The organism is Streptomyces sp. NPDC002044 (genome assembly GCF_040296725.1).
Classification (GTDB): Bacteria; Actinomycetota; Actinomycetes; order Streptomycetales; family Streptomycetaceae; genus Streptomyces; species Streptomyces antarcticus.
Map to the genome: position 1 here is coordinate 1 of NZ_JBEOXU010000082.1, position 21,192 is coordinate 21,192.

The 21,192-nt window shown below is 72.9% G+C and carries 22 protein-coding genes; 11 read left to right on the forward strand and 11 right to left on the reverse strand.

All coding sequences use genetic code 11. The features are described from left to right. Window positions 1-58: 58 nt before the first annotated feature. Window positions 59-475: a Fur family transcriptional regulator gene (locus ABT106_RS20405; RefSeq protein WP_267718042.1), complete on the reverse strand. Its 417-nt coding sequence runs from the start codon at window positions 473-475 to the stop codon at window positions 59-61. 130 nt (window positions 476-605) lie between these two features. Between ABT106_RS20405 and ABT106_RS20410 the strand changes: the two genes are divergently transcribed. Continuing rightward, window positions 606-2,075, forward strand: coding sequence for a catalase (locus ABT106_RS20410; RefSeq protein WP_351279226.1), 1,470 nt, complete (start codon window positions 606-608; stop codon window positions 2,073-2,075). An 89-nt stretch (window positions 2,076-2,164) separates the two neighbouring features. On the opposite strand, the gene ABT106_RS20415 is transcribed toward ABT106_RS20410, so the two are convergent. Both ABT106_RS20415 and hisN read right to left on the reverse strand, forming a co-directional pair. After that, window positions 2,165-2,566 carry a CBS domain-containing protein gene (locus ABT106_RS20415; protein ID WP_351279229.1) on the reverse strand — a complete coding sequence of 134 codons (402 nt, stop codon included), beginning with the start codon at window positions 2,564-2,566 and terminating at the stop codon, window positions 2,165-2,167. Between the two features lie 167 nt (window positions 2,567-2,733). Then, a complete protein-coding gene (hisN, locus tag ABT106_RS20420) occupies window positions 2,734-3,537 on the reverse strand; it encodes a histidinol-phosphatase (RefSeq protein ID WP_351279232.1) in 804 nt (267 codons plus the stop codon). A 129-nt stretch (window positions 3,538-3,666) separates the two neighbouring features. On the opposite strand from hisN, the gene ABT106_RS20425 reads away from it, so the two are divergent. Further along, the gene (locus ABT106_RS20425; RefSeq protein ID WP_351279235.1) at window positions 3,667-4,206 is read left to right on the forward strand and encodes a TetR/AcrR family transcriptional regulator; all 540 of its coding nucleotides are present in this window, start codon (window positions 3,667-3,669) and stop codon (window positions 4,204-4,206) included. Here the strand turns inward: ABT106_RS20425 and ABT106_RS20430 are convergent. From ABT106_RS20430 to ABT106_RS20445, 4 genes are all read right to left on the reverse strand, one after another. Continuing rightward, on the reverse strand, window positions 4,172-4,495 hold the full coding sequence (locus ABT106_RS20430; protein WP_030225858.1) for a DMT family transporter: 324 nt from the start codon (window positions 4,493-4,495) through the stop codon (window positions 4,172-4,174). The two genes, ABT106_RS20425 and ABT106_RS20430, sit on opposite strands and share 35 nt — an antisense overlap. 170 nt (window positions 4,496-4,665) lie before the next feature. Continuing rightward, window positions 4,666-5,676, reverse strand: a complete 1,011-nt coding sequence (gene rsgA, locus ABT106_RS20435) for a ribosome small subunit-dependent GTPase A (RefSeq protein WP_351279239.1) — start codon at window positions 5,674-5,676, stop codon at window positions 4,666-4,668. Between the two features lie 8 nt (window positions 5,677-5,684). Continuing rightward, on the reverse strand, window positions 5,685-7,118 hold the full coding sequence (gene aroA / locus ABT106_RS20440) for a 3-phosphoshikimate 1-carboxyvinyltransferase (protein ID WP_351279241.1): 1,434 nt from the start codon (window positions 7,116-7,118) through the stop codon (window positions 5,685-5,687). Between the two features lie 53 nt (window positions 7,119-7,171). Continuing rightward, window positions 7,172-7,885, reverse strand: a complete 714-nt coding sequence (locus ABT106_RS20445; RefSeq protein WP_351279244.1) for a M50 family metallopeptidase — start codon at window positions 7,883-7,885, stop codon at window positions 7,172-7,174. A gap of 53 nt (window positions 7,886-7,938) precedes the next feature. Between ABT106_RS20445 and ABT106_RS20450 the strand changes: the two genes are divergently transcribed. The 8 genes from ABT106_RS20450 to def all read left to right on the forward strand — a co-directional run bounded on the left by ABT106_RS20450 (window position 7,939) and on the right by def (window position 15,683). Then, on the forward strand, window positions 7,939-8,754 hold the full coding sequence (locus ABT106_RS20450; RefSeq protein ID WP_351279246.1) for an SOS response-associated peptidase: 816 nt from the start codon (window positions 7,939-7,941) through the stop codon (window positions 8,752-8,754). Window positions 8,755-8,781: 27 nt separating this feature from the next. Further along, entirely contained in the window at window positions 8,782-9,432 is a 651-nt protein-coding gene (locus ABT106_RS20455; protein ID WP_351279249.1) for an alpha/beta hydrolase family protein, read from the forward strand. A 334-nt stretch (window positions 9,433-9,766) separates the two neighbouring features. Then, window positions 9,767-10,411 carry a sigma-70 family RNA polymerase sigma factor gene (locus tag ABT106_RS20460; protein WP_267718386.1) on the forward strand — a complete coding sequence of 215 codons (645 nt, stop codon included), beginning with the start codon at window positions 9,767-9,769 and terminating at the stop codon, window positions 10,409-10,411. Then, a complete protein-coding gene (rsrA, locus tag ABT106_RS20465) occupies window positions 10,408-10,713 on the forward strand; it encodes a mycothiol system anti-sigma-R factor (RefSeq protein ID WP_267718020.1) in 306 nt (101 codons plus the stop codon). Before ABT106_RS20460 ends, rsrA begins: the two co-directional genes overlap by 4 nt. A gap of 180 nt (window positions 10,714-10,893) precedes the next feature. Next, window positions 10,894-12,501: an HD-GYP domain-containing protein gene (locus ABT106_RS20470; RefSeq protein ID WP_351279252.1), complete on the forward strand. Its 1,608-nt coding sequence runs from the start codon at window positions 10,894-10,896 to the stop codon at window positions 12,499-12,501. Between the two features lie 47 nt (window positions 12,502-12,548). Continuing rightward, a complete protein-coding gene (locus tag ABT106_RS20475; RefSeq protein ID WP_351279277.1) occupies window positions 12,549-13,853 on the forward strand; it encodes an HD-GYP domain-containing protein in 1,305 nt (434 codons plus the stop codon). 104 nt (window positions 13,854-13,957) lie between these two features. Beyond that, window positions 13,958-14,965: a tetratricopeptide repeat protein gene (locus tag ABT106_RS20480; RefSeq protein ID WP_267718013.1), complete on the forward strand. Its 1,008-nt coding sequence runs from the start codon at window positions 13,958-13,960 to the stop codon at window positions 14,963-14,965. A gap of 82 nt (window positions 14,966-15,047) precedes the next feature. Next, on the forward strand, window positions 15,048-15,683 hold the full coding sequence (gene def, locus ABT106_RS20485) for a peptide deformylase (RefSeq protein ID WP_351279254.1): 636 nt from the start codon (window positions 15,048-15,050) through the stop codon (window positions 15,681-15,683). A 118-nt stretch (window positions 15,684-15,801) separates the two neighbouring features. On the opposite strand, the gene ABT106_RS20490 is transcribed toward def, so the two are convergent. Both ABT106_RS20490 and ABT106_RS20495 read right to left on the reverse strand, forming a co-directional pair. Next, window positions 15,802-16,020 (reverse strand): hypothetical protein, encoded by a 219-nt coding sequence (locus ABT106_RS20490; RefSeq protein WP_351279257.1) that lies wholly within the window; start codon window positions 16,018-16,020, stop codon window positions 15,802-15,804. A gap of 229 nt (window positions 16,021-16,249) precedes the next feature. After that, a complete protein-coding gene (locus ABT106_RS20495; protein ID WP_351279260.1) occupies window positions 16,250-17,218 on the reverse strand; it encodes a helix-turn-helix domain-containing protein in 969 nt (322 codons plus the stop codon). Between the two features lie 81 nt (window positions 17,219-17,299). On the opposite strand from ABT106_RS20495, the gene ABT106_RS20500 reads away from it, so the two are divergent. Beyond that, the gene (locus tag ABT106_RS20500; RefSeq protein ID WP_351279263.1) at window positions 17,300-17,521 is read left to right on the forward strand and encodes a hypothetical protein; all 222 of its coding nucleotides are present in this window, start codon (window positions 17,300-17,302) and stop codon (window positions 17,519-17,521) included. Between the two features lie 100 nt (window positions 17,522-17,621). Here the strand turns inward: ABT106_RS20500 and ABT106_RS20505 are convergent, their stop codons facing one another. After that, the gene (locus tag ABT106_RS20505; protein WP_351279265.1) at window positions 17,622-18,638 is read right to left on the reverse strand and encodes a ribonucleotide-diphosphate reductase subunit beta; all 1,017 of its coding nucleotides are present in this window, start codon (window positions 18,636-18,638) and stop codon (window positions 17,622-17,624) included. Further along, window positions 18,638-21,091, reverse strand: a complete 2,454-nt coding sequence (locus ABT106_RS20510; RefSeq protein ID WP_502979438.1) for a ribonucleoside-diphosphate reductase subunit alpha — start codon at window positions 21,089-21,091, stop codon at window positions 18,638-18,640. Before ABT106_RS20510 ends, ABT106_RS20505 begins: the two co-directional genes overlap by 1 nt. Window positions 21,092-21,192 lie beyond the last annotated feature (101 nt).

Genomic DNA, 21,192 nt, shown 5'->3' on the forward strand with positions numbered 1-21,192 from the left:
CACGGGCACACGGGCGCACGGGCACACGCTCCGGGCCCCTCCCGCGTACGGCTCGTGATCAGGCGCCCGCGCAGTTCGGGCAGACCCCCCGGTACGTCACCTCGACCGCCGACACCGTGAAGCCGAAGCGCTCCGTGTCCGGCAGGTCGGCCAGCGGGTCGCCCGCCGGGTGGACGTCGCGGATCGCTCCGCACCGGGCGCAGACCAGGTGTTGGTGCGGCCGGTGGGCATTGGGGTCGTACCGCTTGGCGCGTCGGTCCGTGGAGACCTCCAGGACCTCGCCGAGGGTGACCAGCTCGCCCAGGGTGTTGTAGACGGTCGCGCGGGAGATCTCGGGGAGTTTGGCCACGGCGCGCGCGTGCACCTCGTCGGCCGTCAGGTGCACGTGGTCACCGTCGAGCACCTCGGCCACGACGCGCCGCTGGGCCGTCATGCGCCAGCCGCGTCCGCGAAGTCGTTCCAGAAGGTCACTCATGAGCGCCAGCCTAACAGCGACGGAACTCGGTGTAACTCCCGAACGAGTGTGGAGTTGGATATCTGCTTGACTTAGACATTGTCTATTATAGGATCAGGTACGGCTCAGGCCGAGGACGGGACACGCAGGAATGACGCAGGAGGCGCACGTGACGCAGGGACCGCTCACCACGGCGACCGGGGCTCCGGTCGCCGACAACCAGAACAGCGAGACCGCCGGGGTCGGCGGCCCCGTCCTGGTCCAGGACCAGCTGCTGCTGGAGAAGCTCGCGCACTTCAACCGCGAGCGCATCCCGGAGCGCGTGGTCCACGCCCGCGGCGCCGGCGCGTACGGCACCTTCACGCTGACCCGCGACGTCTCCCGGTGGACCCGGGCTGCGTTCCTGTCCGAGGTCGGCAAGGAGACCGAGACCTTCCTGCGCTTCTCCACGGTCGCCGGCAACCTCGGCTCCGCCGATGCGGTGCGCGACCCGCGCGGCTGGGCGCTGAAGTTCTACACCGAAGAGGGCAACTACGACCTCGTCGGCAACAACACCCCGGTGTTCTTCATCAAGGACGCCATCAAGTTCCCCGACTTCATCCACACCCAGAAGCGCGACCCGTACACGGGCTCGCAGGAGGCGGACAACGTCTGGGACTTCTGGGGTCTGTCGCCCGAGTCGACCCACCAGGTGACCTGGCTGTTCGGCGACCGGGGCATCCCGGCGTCCTACCGCCACATGAACGGCTACGGCTCGCACACGTTCCAGTGGAACAACGAGGCCGGCGAGGTCTTCTGGGTCAAGTACCACTTCAAGACCGACCAGGGCATCAAGAACCTCACCCAGGCCGAGGCCAACCTGCTGGCCGGCGAGGACCCCGACTCGCACCAGCGCGACCTGCGCGAGTCCATCGAGCGCGGCGACTTCCCGAGCTGGACCGTGCAGGTCCAGGTCATGCCGGCCGCCGAGGCCGCCGGGTACCGCTTCAACCCGTTCGACCTCACCAAGGTGTGGCCGCACGAGGACTACCCGCCGGTCGAGATCGGCAGGCTGGAGCTCAACCGCAACCCGGAGAACGTCTTCGCCGAGGTCGAGCAGTCGGTCTTCTCCCCGGCGCACTTCGTGCCCGGCATCGGCCCGTCCCCGGACAAGATGCTCCAGGGCCGCCTGTTCGGCTACGGCGACGCCCACCGCTACCGCGTCGGCATCAACGCCGACCACCTGCCGGTGAACCGCCCGCACGCCACCGAGGCGCGGACGCACTCCCGCGACGGCCACCTGTACGACGGCCGCCACAAGGGCGCGAAGAACTACGAGCCCAACAGCTTCGGCGGCCCGCACCAGACCGACCGCCCGCTGTGGCAGCCCGTCCCGCTGACCGGGGGCACCGGCAACCACGCCGCGCCGGTCCACCGCGAGGACAACGACTTCGTCCAGGCGGGCAACCTGTACCGCCTGTACTCGCAGGACGAGAAGTCCCGCCTCGTGGAGAACCTGGCCGGCTTCATCGCCAAGGTCTCGCGCGACGACATCGCCGAGCGCGCGGTCAACAACTTCCGCCAGGCGGACGGCGACTTCGGCAAGCGGCTGGACGCCGCGGTCCAGGCCCTCCGCGGCTAGCAGCCCGCCGCTCGCCGAAACAGGAGGGCCGGATCCCCGACGGGGGTCCGGCCCTCCTGCCGTTCGGCCCGCCGGTCCGGCCGGCCCGTTCAGCCCGCCAGTTCGGCCGTGCGCCGCCGGCCCGGGACCCAGCAGCGGATCACGTCGCGCACGGAGACGATGCCCACCGGGCCGCCGTGCTCCAGGACGATCAGATGCCGGAAGCCCCCGTGGACCATGGCCTCGGCGGCCTCCTGCACGGTGGCCTCCGGGGTGCAGAACACGACGTTGTTGGTCGTGTGGGCCCCCACGGACTCGAGGTCGGGGTCGTGCCCCGCGCCGATGGAGTTGAGGATGTCGCGCTCGGTCAGGATGCCTATCCCGCTGTGCTCGGGGTCGAGGACGACGGCCGCGCCCACGCGCCGGCCGGACATCAGGCAGGCCGCCTGACGAAGGGTGTGCGCGGGTCCGAGGGTGAGGATCACAGAGCTCATTGCGTCGCGGACGAGCATGAAGAGAGCCACCTCCTGGGGTGAGTCCGCCCGCTTGGGTGGGTGCCGATTGAGAAGTCATTCACAAAGGCACAAGCGGGCGGATCCTCAGATTCCCACGGACCGGGGAGGCCGACAAGGAGGCGCGTAGCGCGCACCGTGCCCGCGGGTCCGCGCCGGAGCGGGGATCAGGCGCGCGGGCGCAGCAGGTCCAGCATCTCGTCGTGGAGCAGACCGTTCGAGGCGGCCGCGTTCCCGCCGTGCACGCCGTCCACGCCGTCCAGGCCGGTGAAGCGTCCGCCCGCCTCCTGGACGACGACCGCGAGGGCGGCCATGTCCCACAGGCTCAGCTCCGGCTCGGCACACAGGTCCAGCGAGCCTTCGGCGACCATCATGTACGGCCAGAAGTCGCCGTAGCCGCGGGTGCGCCAGCAGGCGCGGGTGAGGTCCAGGAAGCCGGGGAGGCGGCCCTGCTCCTCCCAGCCGGTCAGCGAGGAGTACGCGAACGAGGCGTCACCCAGCCCGGCCACCTTCGAGACGCCGATCGCCGTCGTCGCGCCGAGCGCGCCGCCCGCGAACGCGCCGCCGCCCTGCGCCGCCCACCAGCGGCGGCCCAGCGCCGGCGCCGACACCACGCCGACCACCGGGCGGAACACGCCGTCGGCGTCCTCGGCCATCAAAGAGATCAGGGTGGCCCACACGGGGACCCCGCGCACGTAGTTCTTCGTGCCGTCGATCGGGTCCACGACCCAGCGGCGCGGACCGGAGCCCTCCAGGCCGTACTCCTCGCCCAGGATCGCGTCCCCGGGGCGGGCGGCCGCGATCCCGGCCCGGATGATCTCCTCCGCGGCCTTGTCGGCCTCGCTCACCGGGGTCATGTCCGGCTTCGTCTCGACCACCAGGTCGAGGGCACGGAAACGCTCCATGGTGGCGGCGTCCGCCGCGTCGGCGAGGTCGAGGGCAAGGCGCAGGTCATCGTCATACTCGGACATGGCCGAACAGTATCGCGGCCGCCTGCGCGCCCGGGACGCGCCCTTGACAGGATCTGTCGCCCCGTCAACTCTGGCGGAGGGGGGTCCGGCGGGAAAGCCCGTCGGGACGCCCGGAGGGGGAGGCGACCCATGCCGGCAGCCCGGGAGTCCTTACTGGACGCGGCGGGAGCGGCGCTCTCGGCCCGGCCCTGGCCCGCCGTCACGATGGTCGAGGTGGCCGCGGCCGCCGGAGTGTCCCGCCAGACCCTCTACAACGAGTTCGGCGGCAAGGCCGGGCTGGGCCGCGCCCTGGTCCGGCGGGAGGCCGACCGGTACCTCGACGGGGTGGACCGGGCCCTGTCCGCTCCGGCCGCGGACGCCGAGCGGCTCGCCGCCGTCGCGGAGTGGACCGTACGGGCGGCGCGCGCCCGACCCCTCGTACGGGCCCTGCTCACCGGGGCCTGGGACGTGGCGCTGCCCGCCGCCGGGCGGGCGCCGGGGCCGGGGGAGCTGGCGCGCGCCGTGCGCGACCGGGCCGCCGGAGCACTGGCTCCCCGGGAGGACGCCCGGCGGTGCGAGCTCGTCGTACGGCTCGCCCTGTCCTACGTGATCGCCCCCGGGGAGGAGCCGGACGCGCGGGAGATGCTGCGGCTGCTCAGTGAGCCGACCCGGACAGCTGGAGGCCGATGACGCCCAGGATGACCAGCGAGATCGAGACGAGCTTGAGGGTGGAGACCAGGTCGCCGAGGAAGACCATGCCGTAGATCGCCGTCCCGGCCGCTCCGATGCCCGTCCACACCGCGTACGCCGGGCCCACGTCCAGCTTCTTGAGCGCCAGCGTCAGCAGGCCGAAGCTGCCGAGCGCGAAGCACGCGAAGGCGATGGTCGGCCAGAGCCGGGTGAACCCGTGGGACAGCTTGAGGCAGACCGCGAAACCGGTCTCCAGGATCCCCGCGACCACGACCAGCAGCCACGCCATGTCGAATGCCTCCCCGCCTCACGTGGCGCGGCCGGGGCCGGAGTCCGGCCCGGGGCCTGCGCGCCACTCGGTGCGAGTATGCCTTTACCAGGCGTGGCCGTCCGCAAACCCCGCCGGACGCGGCCGGCCGGGCCGCGAAGAGGTCCGCAGGCAGGCGGCCGCAGGACCGGTCAGTCGCCCTCGCGGCGCTCGCGGGTCTCCAGGAGCCGCCGCAGCGAGTACAGCCGGGCCTGGTCCGCGTGGCCGTCCTCCACCCACGCGTCGAGCGCGCAGCCCGGCTCGTGGTGGCTGCAGGCGCGCGGGCAGCCCTCCGTACCGGGCACCAGGTCGGGGAAGGCCAGGATCACCCGGGACGGGTCCACGTGATGCAGGCCGAAGGAGCGCACGCCCGGGGTGTCGATGACCCAGCCGTCGCCCGAGGGCAGCGGCAGGGCCAGCGCCGAGGTGGTGGTGTGCCGGCCGCGGCCGGTCACCGCGTTGACGTGCCCGGTGGCGCGCTGGCGGCCCTCGGCGACCAGCGAGTTCACCAGGGTGGTCTTGCCGACGCCCGAGTGCCCGACGAAGGCGGTGATCCGGCCGTTGAGGCGCTCGCGCACCCGATCGGCGGCGTCGCCCGTCGCCAGCTCCTCGCGGTTGGTGACGACGTAGTTCAGGCCGAAGGTCGAGTAGATCTCCAGGATCTTGTCGGCGGACGTCAGGTCGGACTTCGTGAGCACCAGCAGGGGCTCCAGACCCGCGTCGTACGCCGCCACCAGACACCGGTCGATCATGCGCGGCCGCGGCTCCGGATCGGCCAGGGCCGTGACGATCGCCAGCTGGTCGGCGTTGGCGACGACCACCCGCTCGTACGGGTCGTCGTCGTCCGCGGTGCGCCGCAGGACGGACTTGCGCTCCTCGATCCGCACGATCCGGGCGAGGGTGTCCTTCTTGCCGGTCAGGTCACCGACGATCCAGACCCGGTCGCCGACCACCGCCGCCTTGCGGCCCAGCTCGCGGGCCTTCATCGCGTGCACGGTCCGGTCCTCGACCAGACACGTCAGCCTGCCGCGGTCGACGGTGAGGACGAAGCCCTCCGAGGCGTCCTCGTGCTTGGGCCGGATGGTGGTCCGGGGCCGGTTGCCCTTGCGGTTGGGGCGGGACCGGATGTCGTCCTCGTCGGTGTTCTTGCCGTACCTGCGCATGACGGGCCCTACGCTCCCGCACCCGCTCCGGCCCGGGAGGGGCCACCGGGGGACGTCCCGGAGGCACCGGCACCGGCACCGGCGGCGCCGGAGGCCGCGGGAACGCCGGAGGTCCCGGCGAGCATGTCCGCCCACATCGCCGGGAAGTCCGGCAGGGTCTTGGCGGTCGTCGCCACGTTCTCGATGAGCACCCCGTCCACCGCCAGGCCGATCACCGCGCCCGCGGTGGCCATCCGGTGGTCGTCGTACGTGTGGAAGGTGCCGCCGTGCAGCGCGCGCGGCCGGATGCGCAGCCCGTCCGCGGTCTCGGTGACGTCTCCGCCGAGCGCGTTGATCTCCTTGGTCAGCGCGGCCAGCCGGTCGGTCTCGTGCATCCGCAGGTGCTGGACCCCGCGCAGGACGGACTCCGAGTCGGCCAGGGCCGCCACCGCGGCGATGCCCGGGGTCAGCTCGCCGACCTCGCCCAGGTCCACGTCGATGCCGTGGATCTTTCCGGTGCCCGAGAAGACCAGGCCGTCGTCGGTCAGCTCGCAGGAGCCGCCCATCTCCGTGAAGATCCGGCGCAGCGCGTCACCGGGCTGCGTGGTGCGGCGCGGCCAGTCCGGGATCGTGACCGTGCCGCCGGTGATCAGGGCGGCCGCCATGAAGGGCTGGGCGTTGGAGAGGTCCGGTTCCACGACCATGTCGCGGCCCAGCAGGGCGCCGGGGGAGACCCGCCACACGTTCTTCTCGCCGCCGGCCTCGGGGGTGTCCACCTGCGCGCCCGCCGCGCGCAGCATCTCCACGGTCATCCGGATGTGCGGCATCGACGGCAGGTTGGTGCCCACGTGCCGCACCTCGACGCCCTGGTTGAAGCGCGGGGCGGAGAGCAGCAGCGCGGAGACGAACTGGGAGGAGTTGGTCGCGTCGATCTCGACGACCCCGCCCTCCAGGGCCCCGCCGCCCTGGACGGTCAGCGGCAGCGCGCCCCGGCCGTCGTCGTCGATCCGGGCACCGAGCGTGCGCAGCGCGGTGATGACCTGGCCCAGCGGACGCTCGTAGGAGCGGGGGTCGCCGTCGAAGCGGATGTCGCCCGCGGCGAGGGTGGCGACGGGCGGCAGGAAGCGCATGACCGTACCCGCGTTGCCGACGTCGACCGTGGCCGGTCCGTGCAGCGCCGCCGGGATGACCCGCCAGGCCTCGCCGCCCGCGCCGTCCCCGGCGGAGCTGGAGGACACGGTCTCCTCGATGCCCACGCCCATCGCGCGCAGGGCGTCGGACATCAGCCGGGAGTCGCGCGAGCGCAGCGGCCGGCGTACCCAGCCGGGCTCGGAGGCGAGGGAGGCCAGGACCAGGGCCCGGTTGGTGACCGATTTGGACCCGGGCACCGTGACGGTGGCGTGTACGGCCGCTTCGGCGAGCGGAGCGGGCCAGAGGGCGGGGAGCGCGGGGGAATCGGTCATGGCCCCCACTTTAGTGGCTCCGCCCGGCGCCGGATCTTGATCGCGACGCCGTCTCAGAGGCCGAGCAGCCAGCGGCCGCCGCCGACGAGGGAGCAGAGCGCGACGACGTGGAAGAGGACCAGCCACACCACCGGGTGGACGTGCGTGAGCCGCCCCAGCTGGTCGGCGTCGGAATCCGGTGCGCCGCCGCCCCGGCGCTTGGCCTGGAGCTCGAAGACCGGCCGTACTCCGCCCAGCAGCAGGAACCACACCACCGCGTACGCGAAGGCGGCCTGGACCTCCGCGGGGGCCAGCCAGGACACCAGCAGGAAGGTTCCGCCGGTCAGGATCACCGTCAGGGCCCCGTACGCGTTGCGGATCATCACCAGCATCACCACGAGCAGGGCGGTCGCCGCCCACAGCAGCAGCGTGATCCGGTGCGCGGACAGCAGCGCGGCCCCGCCGAGCCCGAGCAGCGAGGGCGCGGTGTATCCGGCGGCCGCGGTCAGGATCATGCCGAGGCCGGTCGGCTTGCCCCGGCTGACGGTGACGCCACTGGTGTCGGAGTGCAGGCGTATCCCGTCCAGGCGGCGCCCCGTGAGCAGCGCCAGCAGGCCGTGCCCGCCCTCGTGCGCGATGGTGACGGCGTTGCGCGAGAGCCGCCACAGCGGCCGCGGCCCGACGGCGGCCAGCGCCGCCACCCCCGTCACGATCACCAGCCACAGGTCGGGCGCCGTCTGTATCCCCGTGAGCCGGTCCCAGAGGCCGGCCGTCGAGCTGCTGTCCATGAAGTGGCGGACTCCTTGCGGTGGTGGTCGGGTGCCATGGCAGTGTGGCAGCCATGTGCGGACGGTATGCGGCGAGTCGGAGCCCCGAGGACCTCGTGGAGGCATTCGGCGTCGAGAAGTGGGAGCCGGAAGAGTCTCTGGAGCCCGACTGGAACGTGGCGCCGACCAAAGAGGTCCTCGTCGTCCTCGACCGTCCGGTGAAAGACGCTCCGGACCCGCGTCCGGTTCGCCAGCTCCGCGTCCTGAAGTGGGGGCTGGTGCCGTCCTGGGCCAAGAACCCCGACGGCGCCGCCCGGATGATCAACGCCAGGTCCGAGACGCTGCACGAGAAGCCGTCGTTCCGGCGGCCGTTCGCACAGCGCCGCTGCATCGTCCCCGCCGACGGCTACTACGAGTGGGTCACCGCCCACGACGAACGGCAGCTGGAGGTCGAGGGCAAGAAGAAGCGGGCGCGCAAGCAGCCCTACTTCGTGCTGCCCGCCGACGGCTCCGTCTTCGCCATGGCCGGCCTCTACGAGTTCTGGCGGGACGCGACCCTGCCCGCCGACCACCCCCGGGCCTGGTGGGCGACCTGCTCCGTGATCACCGCCGAGGCCGAGGCCGGGCCGCTGGGCGTGGCCCCCGCCGAGGGACCCGCCTCGCTCGCCGACATCCACCCCCGGATGCCGCTCATGCTGACCCCCGACCGCTGGGACGCCTGGCTGGACCCCGCCCGCAGCGACCCCGGCGAACTGCGGGAACTGCTGGCGCCGCCGCCGGGCGGACTGATGCGGGCCTACCCCGTCTCCACCGCCGTCAGCAACGTCCGCAACAACGGTCCCGAACTGCTGGAGGAGCTGGCCGCGCCGGAGGAGGCGACGCTCTTCTGACCGGCGCCGACCCGGCATGATCGGCGCATGACCCCGCGTAGCGAAAGCGTCGACACCCCGCCCGGCGAGGCCCGCGTCACCTGGCACAGCGCCCCCGCCGCCCGCCTCGTGCTCGCCGTCGGCCACGGCGCCGGCGGCGGCATCGAGGCCCGTGACCTCCAGGCGCTGGCCGCCGCCCTGCCCGCGCGCGGGATCACCGTGGCCCTGGTCGAGCAGCCCTGGCGGGTCGCCGGGAAGAAGGTGGCCGCCGCGCCCAAGGTGCTCGACGAGGGCTGGCGCGGGCTCTGGCCGGTGCTCGCCCGCCCCGGACTGCCCGTGGTCGCGGGCGGCCGCAGCGCCGGGGCCCGGGTGGCCTGCCGGACCGCCGCCTCCCTCGGCGCCGCCGGGGTACTGGCGCTGGCGTTCCCGCTGCACCCGCCCGGCCGCCCCGAGAAGTCCCGCGCCGGCGAACTGCTCGGCGCCGGCCGGCCCGCCCTCGTGGTGCAGGGCGGCCGGGACGCCTTCGGACGCCCCGGGGAGTTCCCGGCGCCGGGCGGGCAGGACCCGTACGAGCTCGTCGAGGTGCCCGGCGGCGACCACGGTTTCGCGGTCCCGAAGCGGGCGCCGACCACCCAGCGGCAGGCCCTCGACGTGATCACCGGAGCGGTGGGCGAATGGCTGGAGCGGCTCGCGCCCTGACCGCGACCTGACACATTCGCGCGGCGGATCGCGGGACCGGCGCGCGCACCGCCGTCCCGCGGCACGACGGGGGCGCGGGACCCGCCGCCCGCCGGGGAATGCGCCGTACGGCCCTTCTGTTGTCCCGGATGTCGGTACGCACGGCAATTCGCCCGAGGAGAGGAAGCGCATGACCCAGGTCATCAGCCAGAACCGCAGGCAGGCCGCTGACCTGGACTGGACGGTGCTGCCCGGGCCCAAGCGCGGCTCGCTCCGAGCGGCGGAGAGCAGGGAAGGTCGACTATTCTCCGATGCGAGCGGATCCGCTTTCGGAGCCGCCACGCTGTCGGAGGAGGTGGGTCCTGTCGCTGGGACCGACGAAGGCCACGCGGAGGAGACGACCCCGGAGCGCAACGCGCGCTTCGAGCGGGATGCCCTCGGGTACCTCGACCAGATGTACTCGGCCGCGCTGCGCATGACGCGCAACCCGGCCGACGCCGAGGACCTGGTCCAGGAGACGTACGCGAAGGCATACGCGTCCTTCCACCAGTTCCGCGAGGGCACCAACCTGAAGGCGTGGCTCTACCGCATCCTGACCAACACGTTCATCAACTCCTACCGCAAGAAGCAGCGCGAGCCCCAGCGCAGCGCCGCGGAGGAGATCGAGGACTGGCAGCTGGCGCGCGCCGAGTCGCACATGTCGACCGGACTGCGTTCCGCCGAGTCGCAGGCGCTCGACCACCTGCCCGATTCGGATGTGAAGGAAGCCCTTCAGGCCATTCCGGAGGAGTTCCGCATCGCGGTCTATCTCGCCGACGTGGAGGGCTTTGCGTACAAGGAGATCGCGGACATCATGGGTACACCCATCGGTACGGTCATGTCGCGACTGCACCGTGGCCGCCGTCAACTCCGCGGAATGCTGGAGGACTACGCCCGCGAGCGCGGGCTGGTGCCCGCCGGCGGGGGAGAGTCGAACGACCGGAAAGGCTCGGGCTCATGAGTTGCGGAGAGCCGCACGAGACGGAGTGCGCTGAGGTCCTGGACCACCTGTACGAGTTTCTCGACCACGAGATGCCCGACAGCGACTGCACGAAGTTCGAGACACACTTCGGCGAGTGCAACCCCTGCCTGGAGAAGTACGGCCTGGAGCAGGCCGTGAAGAAGCTGGTCAAGCGCTGCTGCGGGTCCGACGACGTACCGAGCGACCTGCGCTCGAAGGTCATGGGCCGGATCGAGCTGATCCGGTCGGGCCAGGCGGTGCCGGACCACGACGTCACCGCGGACAACCCGGCCACCGGCTGACGCCGTTCGAACCACCGCCCCCGGAAAGGCACCTCGTTCACCCGAAGGTGCGAATCCGGGGGCGTCCGCTTGGCGCAAAGCGGAAATGTGGCCCGCCGGGATCGGGGCCCCACCTAGTCTCCCCCTTCGGTACTGGTTGGATTCGGTACCGGCTCGGACGGCACAGGGGAGGAGAGCGCCATGCGGGCACTTCCGCCGGCGGCGCGCGGATACATCCTCTGCGGCGTCCTCGCGGCCCTCGCCTGCGTCACCCCCGCGCTCACCGGCGCCGGCACCCCCTGGGCGGCGGTGGCCCTGCTGTCCGCGCTCTACCTCGGCTGCGAACTCGTCAAGTTCTGTCCCCTGCTGGGCGCCCGGGTGCCCGAGGGCATCGGCTCCTTCTTCCCCGTCCTGCTCGCCGCCGTGTTCCTGCTGCCGCCCGCGGCCGCCGCGCTCGTCGCGGTCCCCGGCGGCCTCGCCGGGACCGTGGCCGAGCGGCCCGTACGGGTGCGCCGGGTCTGGCACTGCGCGCAGCAGGCGATGGCGGCCTGGGCCGCCGGGCAGGCGTTCGGGCTGCTGGGCGGCCCGGCCGCGCTCGGCGCGCGGGGCGCGGCCGCCGGGCCCGCGGGGGCCGCCGTCTCCTCCGGGGGCTCCGGACCGGGCGTCTGGCTCGCCGACTTCCCGTACGTCCTGCTCCCGGCGGCGGCCGGCGCCGTCGTCTTCTGCCTCGTGCTCACCGCCCTCGACGGGGGCGTCCTGGTCACCGCCGAGCGCCGCCGCGCCGCCACGGCCTGGCGCGGGCCGCTGACCCGGTCCCTCGCCCCGCACTGCGTGCACGGCCTGGCCGGGCTGATGATGGCCGTCATGTGGCGCAGCCCGTACGGACTGACGGCCGCGCTCCTGGTCCTGCTGCCGATGTACATCTCCTGCTGGGTCTTCGCCCAGTACCACCGCGAGCGCGCCGCCCACCGGGCCACCATCCGCGCCCTCGTCCAGGCCGTCGACATCAAGGACCGCTACACGCGCGGCCACAGTGAGCGGGTCGGCCACGCCTCCGCGATGATCGCCCGCGAGCTGGGCATGGCCGAGGACCGCCTCGAAGTCGTCCGCATCGCCGGGATCCTGCACGACGTCGGCAAACTCGGCGTCCCCACCAGGCTGCTGCGCAAGGACGGGCCGCTCACCCCCGAGGAACGCCGGATCATCGAACTGCACCCCGAGTACGGGCACGAGATGGTGCGCGGCATCGGCTTCCTGGGCGAGGCGCGGTCCGCGATCCTGCACCACCACGAGCGGATCGACGGCTCCGGCTACCCGTACGGGCTGACCGGCGACCAGATCCCGGTACTGGCCCGGGTGGTGGCGGTGGCCGACGCCTTCGACGCCATGACCTCCACCCGCTCCTACAGCCGGGCCCGCCCGGTGCCGACCGCCCTGGCCGAGCTGGAGCGCTGCGCGGGGGCGCAGTTCGACCCGGCCATGGTGCTGGCCCTGGCCGAGGCCATCGGACGGCACGGCTGGCATCCCGTGGTCACCTCCGACGAGGACCTCCGGGTGATCGGCGCCGCCGCCCCGGGCGCGGACCCCGCCGCCCCCGCCGCCGGGCCGGGGCTCCCGGGACCGCAGGGACTGCCGGGGCTCCCGGTGCAGGGCCGGGACGCCGTCCCGGACCGGCCGGGCGACGGGGGACGGGCCGCCTTCCAGGGCGCCGGCCGGCCCGCCGCGGCCCCCGCGGCGCCGCCCGGCGGCTCCGGAGCAGGAACCTTCCGGCCGCCCGACGAGCGGCGCGGGCCGGGAGCGGGGGCGTGACGGGAACCGGCGCCGCGCCGGGCCGGACCGGGACCGCCGCGTCGTGCCTGCGCGGGGCCGCCGCCGGGAGCGTCCGCGCGGCCGCCGCGCTCATCACCGTCGCGGCCCTCGGCCACACCCTGTGGACCGGGGTCCTGGATCCGGGCGCGGCCCTGGCCTTCGGCGCCCTCGTCGCGGTCGGCGAGCTCGCCCGCCGCGACCGCCGCACCGACCGCCGCACCGACGGCCGCCCCGAGTGCCCCGGGCCCGGCGCGGCCGAGGACCGCCGGCCCGCCCCGCTCGGCTCCGCCGGAGCCCTCGCGTACGCCCTGCTCGGGCAGAACGCCGGGCTGCCCTCCCACCACGGGGTCCTGCAGACCGTCGCGGTCGTGGTCGCCGCCGCCCTCGTCGGCGTCGTCCCGCACATCGCCCGGGGCAGCGGTCCCGCCTTCGACCACGTGGCCCGCCGGGTCCTGACCGTCGCGTTCGCCGCCGCCTGTTTCCAGCCGCTCTACAACTCCGGCCGGCTGGAGCAGTGGCTCGGCCAGAGCCCGTACCTGGTCCTCTTCCTGCTCTGCCTGCTCTTCCTCACCGCCCTGTGCGACGCCGTGCTCGCCGCGGCCCTGGCCGGGGCCCGGACCGGATGGCCGTACGGGCCGCTGCTGCGCGACGAGCTGCGCGCCCAGCTGGGCATCGGCTCGGCGATCTGCGCCACCGGGGTCGTCATGGCCCTGGGCGTGGCCGTCGCCGGGCTGTGGGCCCTGCCCGTCTTCAGCGTGCCCCTGCTGCTGACCCAGATGTCCTTCCACCGGATCACCGCGATCCGCACCACCTACCGCCAGACCATCACCTCCCTCGCCCGGGCCACCGAGATCGCCGGATACACCCGGCCGGGCCACTCCCGCCGGGTCGCCTCGCTCAGCTGCGCCGTCGGCCGGGAGCTCGGCCTGTCGGAGCGGGAGCTCACCGTGCTGGAGTACGCCGCCCTGATGCACGACATCGGCCAGCTGTCCCTGGTGGACCCGGTCCCGGACGGGGCGACCGCCGAGCTGCCCGCCGCCGAGGCCCGCCGGATCGCCGGGCTGGGCGGGGAGGTGGCCCGGCAGACCGGGGTGCCCGCCGAGGTCGCGGTGGTGGTGGAACGGCAGGCCGATCCGTACCGGGACCAGCCGGTGGCCGCCCGGATCGTGCGCGCGGTGAACGCGTACGACGACCTGGTCGCGGGCAGTCGTCACCCGGGTGGCTCACTGGCCGCCCTGGAGCAGTTGCGGCTGGGCACCGGGCGGGACTACGAGCCGGACGTCGTGGAGTCCCTGGCGAGGGTTCTGGCCAGGGAGGGGCATGACAGAGTTGTTCCCGTCCCGCCTGGGTAACCCATGGGTAATGAGCGGCCGTCCGAGCGGGCATGGTTGGATGCCAGTAAGAGGGACCGTGAAGTGTCCGCAAGGCTGCACCGTTGGACCGGCAGGCGGGAATCGTGAGGATCTTCGGGAAGGTACGCCATCGGCCCTCCGCCTCGTGGCGGCAGGCCACCGACCGCGCGTTCACGCTGATCGGAGACGGTCGGTACGAGGACGCGGGAGCGCTGCTGACCAGAGCGGCGGACCTGGAACCCTGGCTGTCCGAGTCCTGGTTCAATCTGGCCCTGCTGCACAAGTTCCGCCACGACTGGGAGCAGGCGCGGGCCGCCGGGCTGCGCGCCGTGGCCCTGCTGGACCGTGAGGCCGGCGCCCCGGACTGGTGGAACGTCGGGATCGCGGCCACCGCGCTGCAGGACTGGCCGCTGGCCCGCAGGGCCTGGCAGGCGTACGGGCTGAAGGTGCCCGGGGACTCGCACGGCTCGGGAGCGGGCGGCAAGTCCGGCGGCGAGCCGGTCGGCATGGAGCTGGGCAGCGCCGCCGTGCGGCTGTCGCCCGAGGGCGAGGCCGAGGTGGTCTGGGGCCGCCGGCTGGACCCGGCCCGGCTGGAGGTCCTGTCGATCCCGCTGCCGTCGTCCGGGCGGCGCTGGGGCGAGGTCGTGCTCCACGACGGGGTGCCGCACGGGGAACGGGTGACCGCGGCCGGCCCCTCGTACCCGGTCTTCGACGAGATCGAGCTGTGGGCGCCGTCGCCGGTGCCGACCTGGGTGGTGCTGCTGGAGGCGGCGACCGAGGCGGACCGTGACGCGCTGGAGCAGCTGGCCTCGGACGCGGGCTTCGCCGCCGAGGACTGGTCCTCGTCGGTTCGGCTGCTGTGCCGCACCTGCTCGGAGAGCGAGATGCCGAGCGACGAGGGCGACGGGGAGCACCTGGACCCGCACGACCACAGCGAGCCGGGACACCCCGGGCCGCTGGGGCACCGTACGGCCGGCTCCGGTTCGCTGTGGGTGCCGGAACGGGAATGCGGGATCGCGGCGCCGGCCGGCCTGGTGCGCGGGCTGCTCGACGGCTGGGTCGCCGACAGTCCGGACAGCCGAGAGTGGCGGGATCTCGAAGAAGTCTGCTGAGCCGGGGCCGTAGGCTGTACGGGCACATCGGTGGCCATTGGCGACCATCGGTGCCAGGACTTACGGAAGGCGTACGGCGGACATGGCGCAGCAGGAGAACGAGGTCGTCGAGAACCTGAACGACGGGTACGTCGTGGACACCGAGGGCTGTGCGGAGCGCGAGCTCGCCCACCGCGAGCGTGGCACCGCCCGTCCGATCACGGTGGTCGGCAACCCGGTCCTGCACCGGGAGTGCAAGGACGTCACCGAGTTCGGCGACGAGCTGGCGCAGCTGATCGACGACATGTTCGCCAGCCAGAAGGCCGCCGAGGGCGTGGGTCTGGCCGCGAACCAGATCGGCGTCGACGCGAAGGTCTTCGTCTACGACTGCCCGGACGACGACGGCAACCGGCACACCGGTGTCGTGGTCAACCCCAAGCTCGTGGAGCTGCCGACGGGCGCCCGGGTCCTCGACGACTCCAACGAGGGCTGCCTGTCCGTCCCGACGGCGTACGCCTCGCTGGCCCGCCCGGACTACGCCGAGGTCACCGGCCAGGACGCCCGGGGCAACCCGATCAAGGTGCGCGGCACCGGCTACTTCGCGCGCTGCCTGCAACACGAGACCGACCACCTGTACGGGTACCTGTACATCGACCGGCTCTCGAAGCGCGACCGCAAGGACGCGCTGCGGCAGATGGAAGAGGGCACCCCGCGCTACGAGACCGTCCCGAACGCCTAGCGGGCGCCGGCCGCCGCGCGCACGCCGACAGGGCCCCGCTCCGGTAGAGGAGCGGGGCCCTGTCGTGTGCGCCTGATGCGGCCGGCGCGGCGCGTACGTCGCGGCGCGCGGCGGCGGGCTACTTCCGTGCCGAACCCCAGCCGCTGTCGGCGGGAGCCGAACCCCAGCCGCTGTCCGCGGGCTTCGCCCCCCAGCCGCTGTCGGCGGGGGCCGAACCCCAGCCACTGTCGGCGGGAGCGGCACCCCAGCCGCTGTCCGCGGACGCGGTGGCGGCCGCACCACCGACGAGCAGCGCGGCGAACGCGGCGGCGGTGAGAATGCGAGCGGTACGGGACATACAGGCCCCCCTGGGCTTGGTGAGAGGTGCGGGGCCCGGGCGCTGTGCGGACGGTCGGGCCGGGCAATGCTCACCGTACGTCATCGAACGGCTACGAATGGGGCCGGTTTGGGTCAACTGTTCCCATGGTTTCGGCCAGTCGCATATCGGTCAACCGATCGGCGTCCACGCGTACCGGACGCGGGATCCATGCCTGCGGGAAGCGGGGTCCATGCCTGCGGCGGGCCGGTCAGGCCACCGCCCGGGGCCCCCGGAAGGCCCGGCGGAACGAGTTCGGGGTCGTGCCCAGGGCCCGCAGGAAGTGGTGGCGCAGCGCGGCCGCGTTGCCGAAGCCGCAGCGGCCCGCGATCGCGTCGACCGTCTCGTCGGTGGACTCCAGCAGCTCCTGCGCGAGCAGCACCCGCTGGCGCAGCACCCATTGGTACGGGGTGCTGCCGGTCTCCTGGAGGAAGCGCCGGGCGAACGTGCGCGGGGACAGGTGGGCACGCTCCGCGAGCTGCTCGACGGTGATCTCGTCCGCCAGGTGGCGCGCCATCCACGCGATCACCTCGCCGACCGTGTCGCAGGGGGTCCGGGGAAGCGGCCGCTGGATGTACTGGGCCTGGCCGCCGTCCCGGTGCGGCGGGACGACCATCCGGCGCGCGATGGTGTTGGCGACCTCTGCGCCCTGCTCCTGCCGTACGACGTGCAGGCACGCGTCGATTCCGGAGGCCGTGCCCGCCGAGGTGATCACCGGGCCCTCGTCCACGTACAGCACGTCGGGGTCGACCCGCGCCCGCGGGTAGCGGCGGGCGAGGGCTGGGGCGTGCATCCAGTGCGTGGTGCAGCGCCGGTCGTCGAGCAGGCCGGCCGCGCCCAGGATGAAGGCGCCGCTGCACACGCTCAGGACGCGCGCCCCGCGGCCGACGGCCCGGTGCAGGGCGTCCAGCATCGGCCGCGGGTAGTCGCGGGTGGGCGCGTCGCGGTCGGCGGGGAGGCAGATCAGGTCCGCCTCCTCCAGCCGGTCGGGCCCGTGGGGGAGGGTGAGGCTGTAATGGCCGTCGCCGACGGAGAGGGGGTTGTCCTCCATCGCGCAGACGGCGAAGTCGTACGTCGGCAGGCCCATCGCACTGCGGTCGATCCCGAAGACCTCGCAGAAGATGCCCATCTCGAACGGGGCGACCCCGTTCACCACGGCCACGGCCACATTGTTCAGCATGGCTCCAGTGTGGCAGTAATTCGTACTTCCATGACAGTCCTGCCACTGTCCGATGTACGCCGCGATCGCGAGAGTGGAGTCATGAACACGTTCCTCGACTACCTCACCGTCCTCGCCCTCGCGGCGTTCCTCGCCGGCCCGGCCCTCTACGGAGCCCTCGGCGACCACCGCACCGACCGCCAACTCCGCACCGCGCCCCGGGGACGCCCGCGGCATCCGGGGACCGTCCGGGACGCGCGCCCGCGTACGGAGCCCCGCCCGGCGGCGCCCCGCCTCGCCGTGCGGCACGCGCCCGGCCGTTGATCCCGGTCCGGCGCCGTGCCCACAGCAGTGCGTCCCCGCCCCCGGATCTCCCGGGAGCGGGGACGCGTTCACACCGGCCGGGCCGGACCGCTGACGCGGACTAGAAGTCCTCGTCCAGGTCGACCGTGCCCTCGACCGCGACCTGGTAGGCCGACGGGCGGCGCTCGAAGAAGTTCGTCAGCTCCTGCACGCCCTGGAGCTCCATGAAGGAGAACGGGTTCTGCGAGCCGTACACCGGCGGGAAGCCGAGGCGGACCAGGCGCTGGTCCGCGACGCACTCCAGGTACTCGCGCATCGATTCGGTGTTCATGCCCGGCAGGCCGTCGCCGCACAGATCGCGGCCGAACTGCAGCTCCGCCTCCACGGCTTCCCGCAGCATGTCGGTGACCTGCTGCTGAAGAGCGTCATCGAAGAGCTCCGGCTCCTCCTTGCGGACCGTGTCCACGACCTCGAAGGCGAAGTTCATGTGCATGGTTTCATCGCGGAAGACCCAGTTCGTGCCGGTGGCCAGGCCGTGCAGCAGGCCGCGCGAGCGGAACCAGTACACGTACGCGAAGGCGCCGTAGAAGAACAGTCCCTCGATGCACGCGGCGAAGCAGATCAGGTTCAGCAGGAAGCGGCGCCGGTCGGCGGCCGTCTCCAGCCGGTCGATCTTCTCGACCGAGTCCATCCACCTGAAGCAGAACTGCGCCTTCTCGCGGATCGAGGGGATCTCCTCGACCGCGTCGAACGCGGCCGCGCGGTCGTCCGGGTTGGGCAGATAGGTGTCGAGCAGCGTCAGGTAGAACTGGACGTGCACGGCCTCCTCGAACAGCTGGCGCGACAGGTACAGGCGCGCCTCCGGGGAGTTGATGTGCTTGTACAGCGTCAGGACGAGGTTGTTCGAGACGATCGAGTCGCCCGTCGCGAAGAACGCGACCAGCCGGCCGATCATGTGCTGCTCGGAGGGCGTCAGCTTCGCCAGGTCGGCGACGTCCGAGTGGAGGTCGACCTCCTCCACCGTCCACGTGTTCTTGATCGCGTCGCGGTAGCGCTCGTAGAAGTCCGGGTAGCGCATCGGGCGGAGCGTCAGCTCGAAGCCCGGGTCCAGCAGGTTCTTGGTGTCGTTCGAGCTCATTACTGGCAGGCCTCGCAGGACTCGGGGTTCTCAAGGGAGCAGGCCAGCGCGTCGGCGTCGACGGCCTGCGGAAGCGCAGTGGCGGGTGCCGGGACTGCGGCGGTTGCCGGGACGGCCGAACCGGACGCCGCGCGGGCGATCTTCGTCGCCGGGCGCGAGCGCAGGTAGTACGTCGTCTTCAGACCCTGCTTCCAGGCGTACGCGTACATCGAGCTGAGCTTGCCGATGGTGGGCGTCTCCAGGAACAGGTTCAGCGACTGCGACTGGTCGAGGTACGGGGTACGGGCCGCCGCCATGTCGATCAGGCCGCGCTGCGGGATCTCCCACGCCGTGCGGTACAGCTCGCGCACCTCGGCCGGGATCCAGCCGAAGCCCTGGACGGAGCCGCTGGCCTCGCGCAGCGCCTCGCGGGTCTGTGCGTCCCACACGCCGAGCCGCTTCAGCTCGGCCACCAGGTAGGCGTTGACCTGGAGGAACTCACCGCTCAGCGTCTCGCGCTTGAAGAGGTTGGAGACCTGCGGCTCGATGCACTCGTACACGCCCGCGATCGAGGCGATCGTCGCCGTCGGGGCGATGGCGAGGAGCAGCGAGTTGCGCATGCCGGTCTGCGCGATCCGGGCGCGCAGCGCGTCCCAGCGCTCCGGCCAGTTCCGCTCGACCTCGTAGTGGTCGGGGTGCAGCACGCCGCGGGCGGTGCGGGTCTGCTCCCAGGCGGGGAGCGGGCCGTTCTTCTCGGCGAGGTCGCAGGACGCCTCGTACGCGGCGAGCATGATCCGCTCGGAGAGCTTCGTGGACAGCGCCCGCGCCTCGGGGGAGTCGAAGGGCAGCTTCAGCCGGAAGAAGACGTCCTGGAGGCCCATGGCGCCCAGACCCACCGGGCGCCAGCGGGCGTTGGAGCGGCCCGCCTGCTCGGTCGGGTAGAAGTTGATGTCCACCACGCGGTCCAGGAAGGTCACCGCGGTACGGACGGTCTCGTCCAGGCGCTCCCAGTCGATCCGCCCGCTTCCGTCGCCGGCGCCCGCCAGGACGAAGGCGCCCAGGTTGACCGAACCGAGGTTGCAGACGGCGGTCTCGCCGTCGTTGGTGACCTCGATGATCTCGGTGCAGAGGTTGGAGGAGTGGACGACGGTGCCCGGCTCGGCGGTCTGGTTGGCCGTGCGGTTGGAGGCGTCCTTGAAGGTCATCCAGCCCTGGCCGGTCTGCGCGAGGGTGCGCATCATCCGGCCGTACAGCTCGCGGGCGGGAATGGTCTTGCGGGCCAGGCCCGCGGCCTCGGCCGCGCGGTACGCGGCGTCGAAGTCGTCGCCCCACAGGTCCACCAGCTCGGGGACCTCGGCCGGGGAGAACAGCGACCAGTCGGCGTCGGCGTTCACGCGGCGCATGAACTCGTCCGGCACCCAGTGGGCGAGGTTCAGGTTGTGCGTGCGGCGCTGGTCCTCGCCGGTGTTGTCGCGGAGCTCCAGGAACTCCTCGATGTCCGCGTGCCAGGTCTCCAGGTAGACGGCGGCGGCGCCCTTGCGGCGGCCGCCCTGGTTCACGGCGGCGACGGAGGCGTCGAGGGTCTTCAGGAACGGGACGATGCCGTTGGAGTGGCCGTTGGTGCCGCGGATCAGCGAACCGCGGGCGCGGATGCGGGAGTACGAGAGGCCGATGCCGCCGGCGTGCTTGGAGAGGCGGGCGACCTGGTGGTAGCGGTCGTAGATCGAGTCGAGCTCGTCCAGCGGGGAGTCCAGCAGGTAGCAGGAGGACATCTGCGGGTGCCGGGTGCCGGAGTTGAAGAGCGTGGGGGAGGACGGCAGGTAGTCGAGGCGGCTCATCAGCCGGTACAGCGAGGCCACTTCCTCGACGGCCTGGACACTGCCGGTCTCGCTGTCAGGTCCGGTCTCGGCGAGACCGCAGGCCACGCGCAGCATGAAGAACTGCGGGGTCTCCACGACCTGGCGGGTGATCGGGTGGCGCAGCAGGTAGCGGCTGTGCAGGGTGCGCAGGCCGAAGAAGCCGAAGCGGTCGTCGGCGCCCTCGGCGAGGGTGTGCTCGACCAGCGCGTCCAGGCGGGCCGCGTGGGCCTTGACGAACGCGGCGGTGCGGTCGGCGATCAGGCCCTCGCGGTGGCCGACGGCGACGGACGCGGAGAAGGAGGTGGCACCCTGGCCGGCGGCCTCCCCGGCCACGGCCAGCGTCAGCAGGCGGGCGGCGAGGCGGGAGTACGCCGGGTCCTCGGAGATGAGCCCGGCGGCGGCCTCGGTGGCCAGCCCGCGCAGTTCGGCCTCGTCGGCGATGGAGCTGCGGCCGCGCAGCGCGGCGGCGGCGACCCGGCCGGGGTCGGTGTCGGGGAGGTCGGCCGTCAGTTCGGTGAGGGTACGCAGGAGTGCGGCCCCGGGACCTTCGCCAGATCCATGAAGAGCCGTGGACGGAACGGACTCGGCGCGCGGTGCGGAAGGCGCGATGGTCACGGGGGTTGCTCTCCCTCGCTCGGCCCGGTCATCGGCGGGGCGGGGTGCGAGGGGCGCATGCGGGACAGCGCACGCGTCGGCCCGGACAGGGCAGGCAGCTC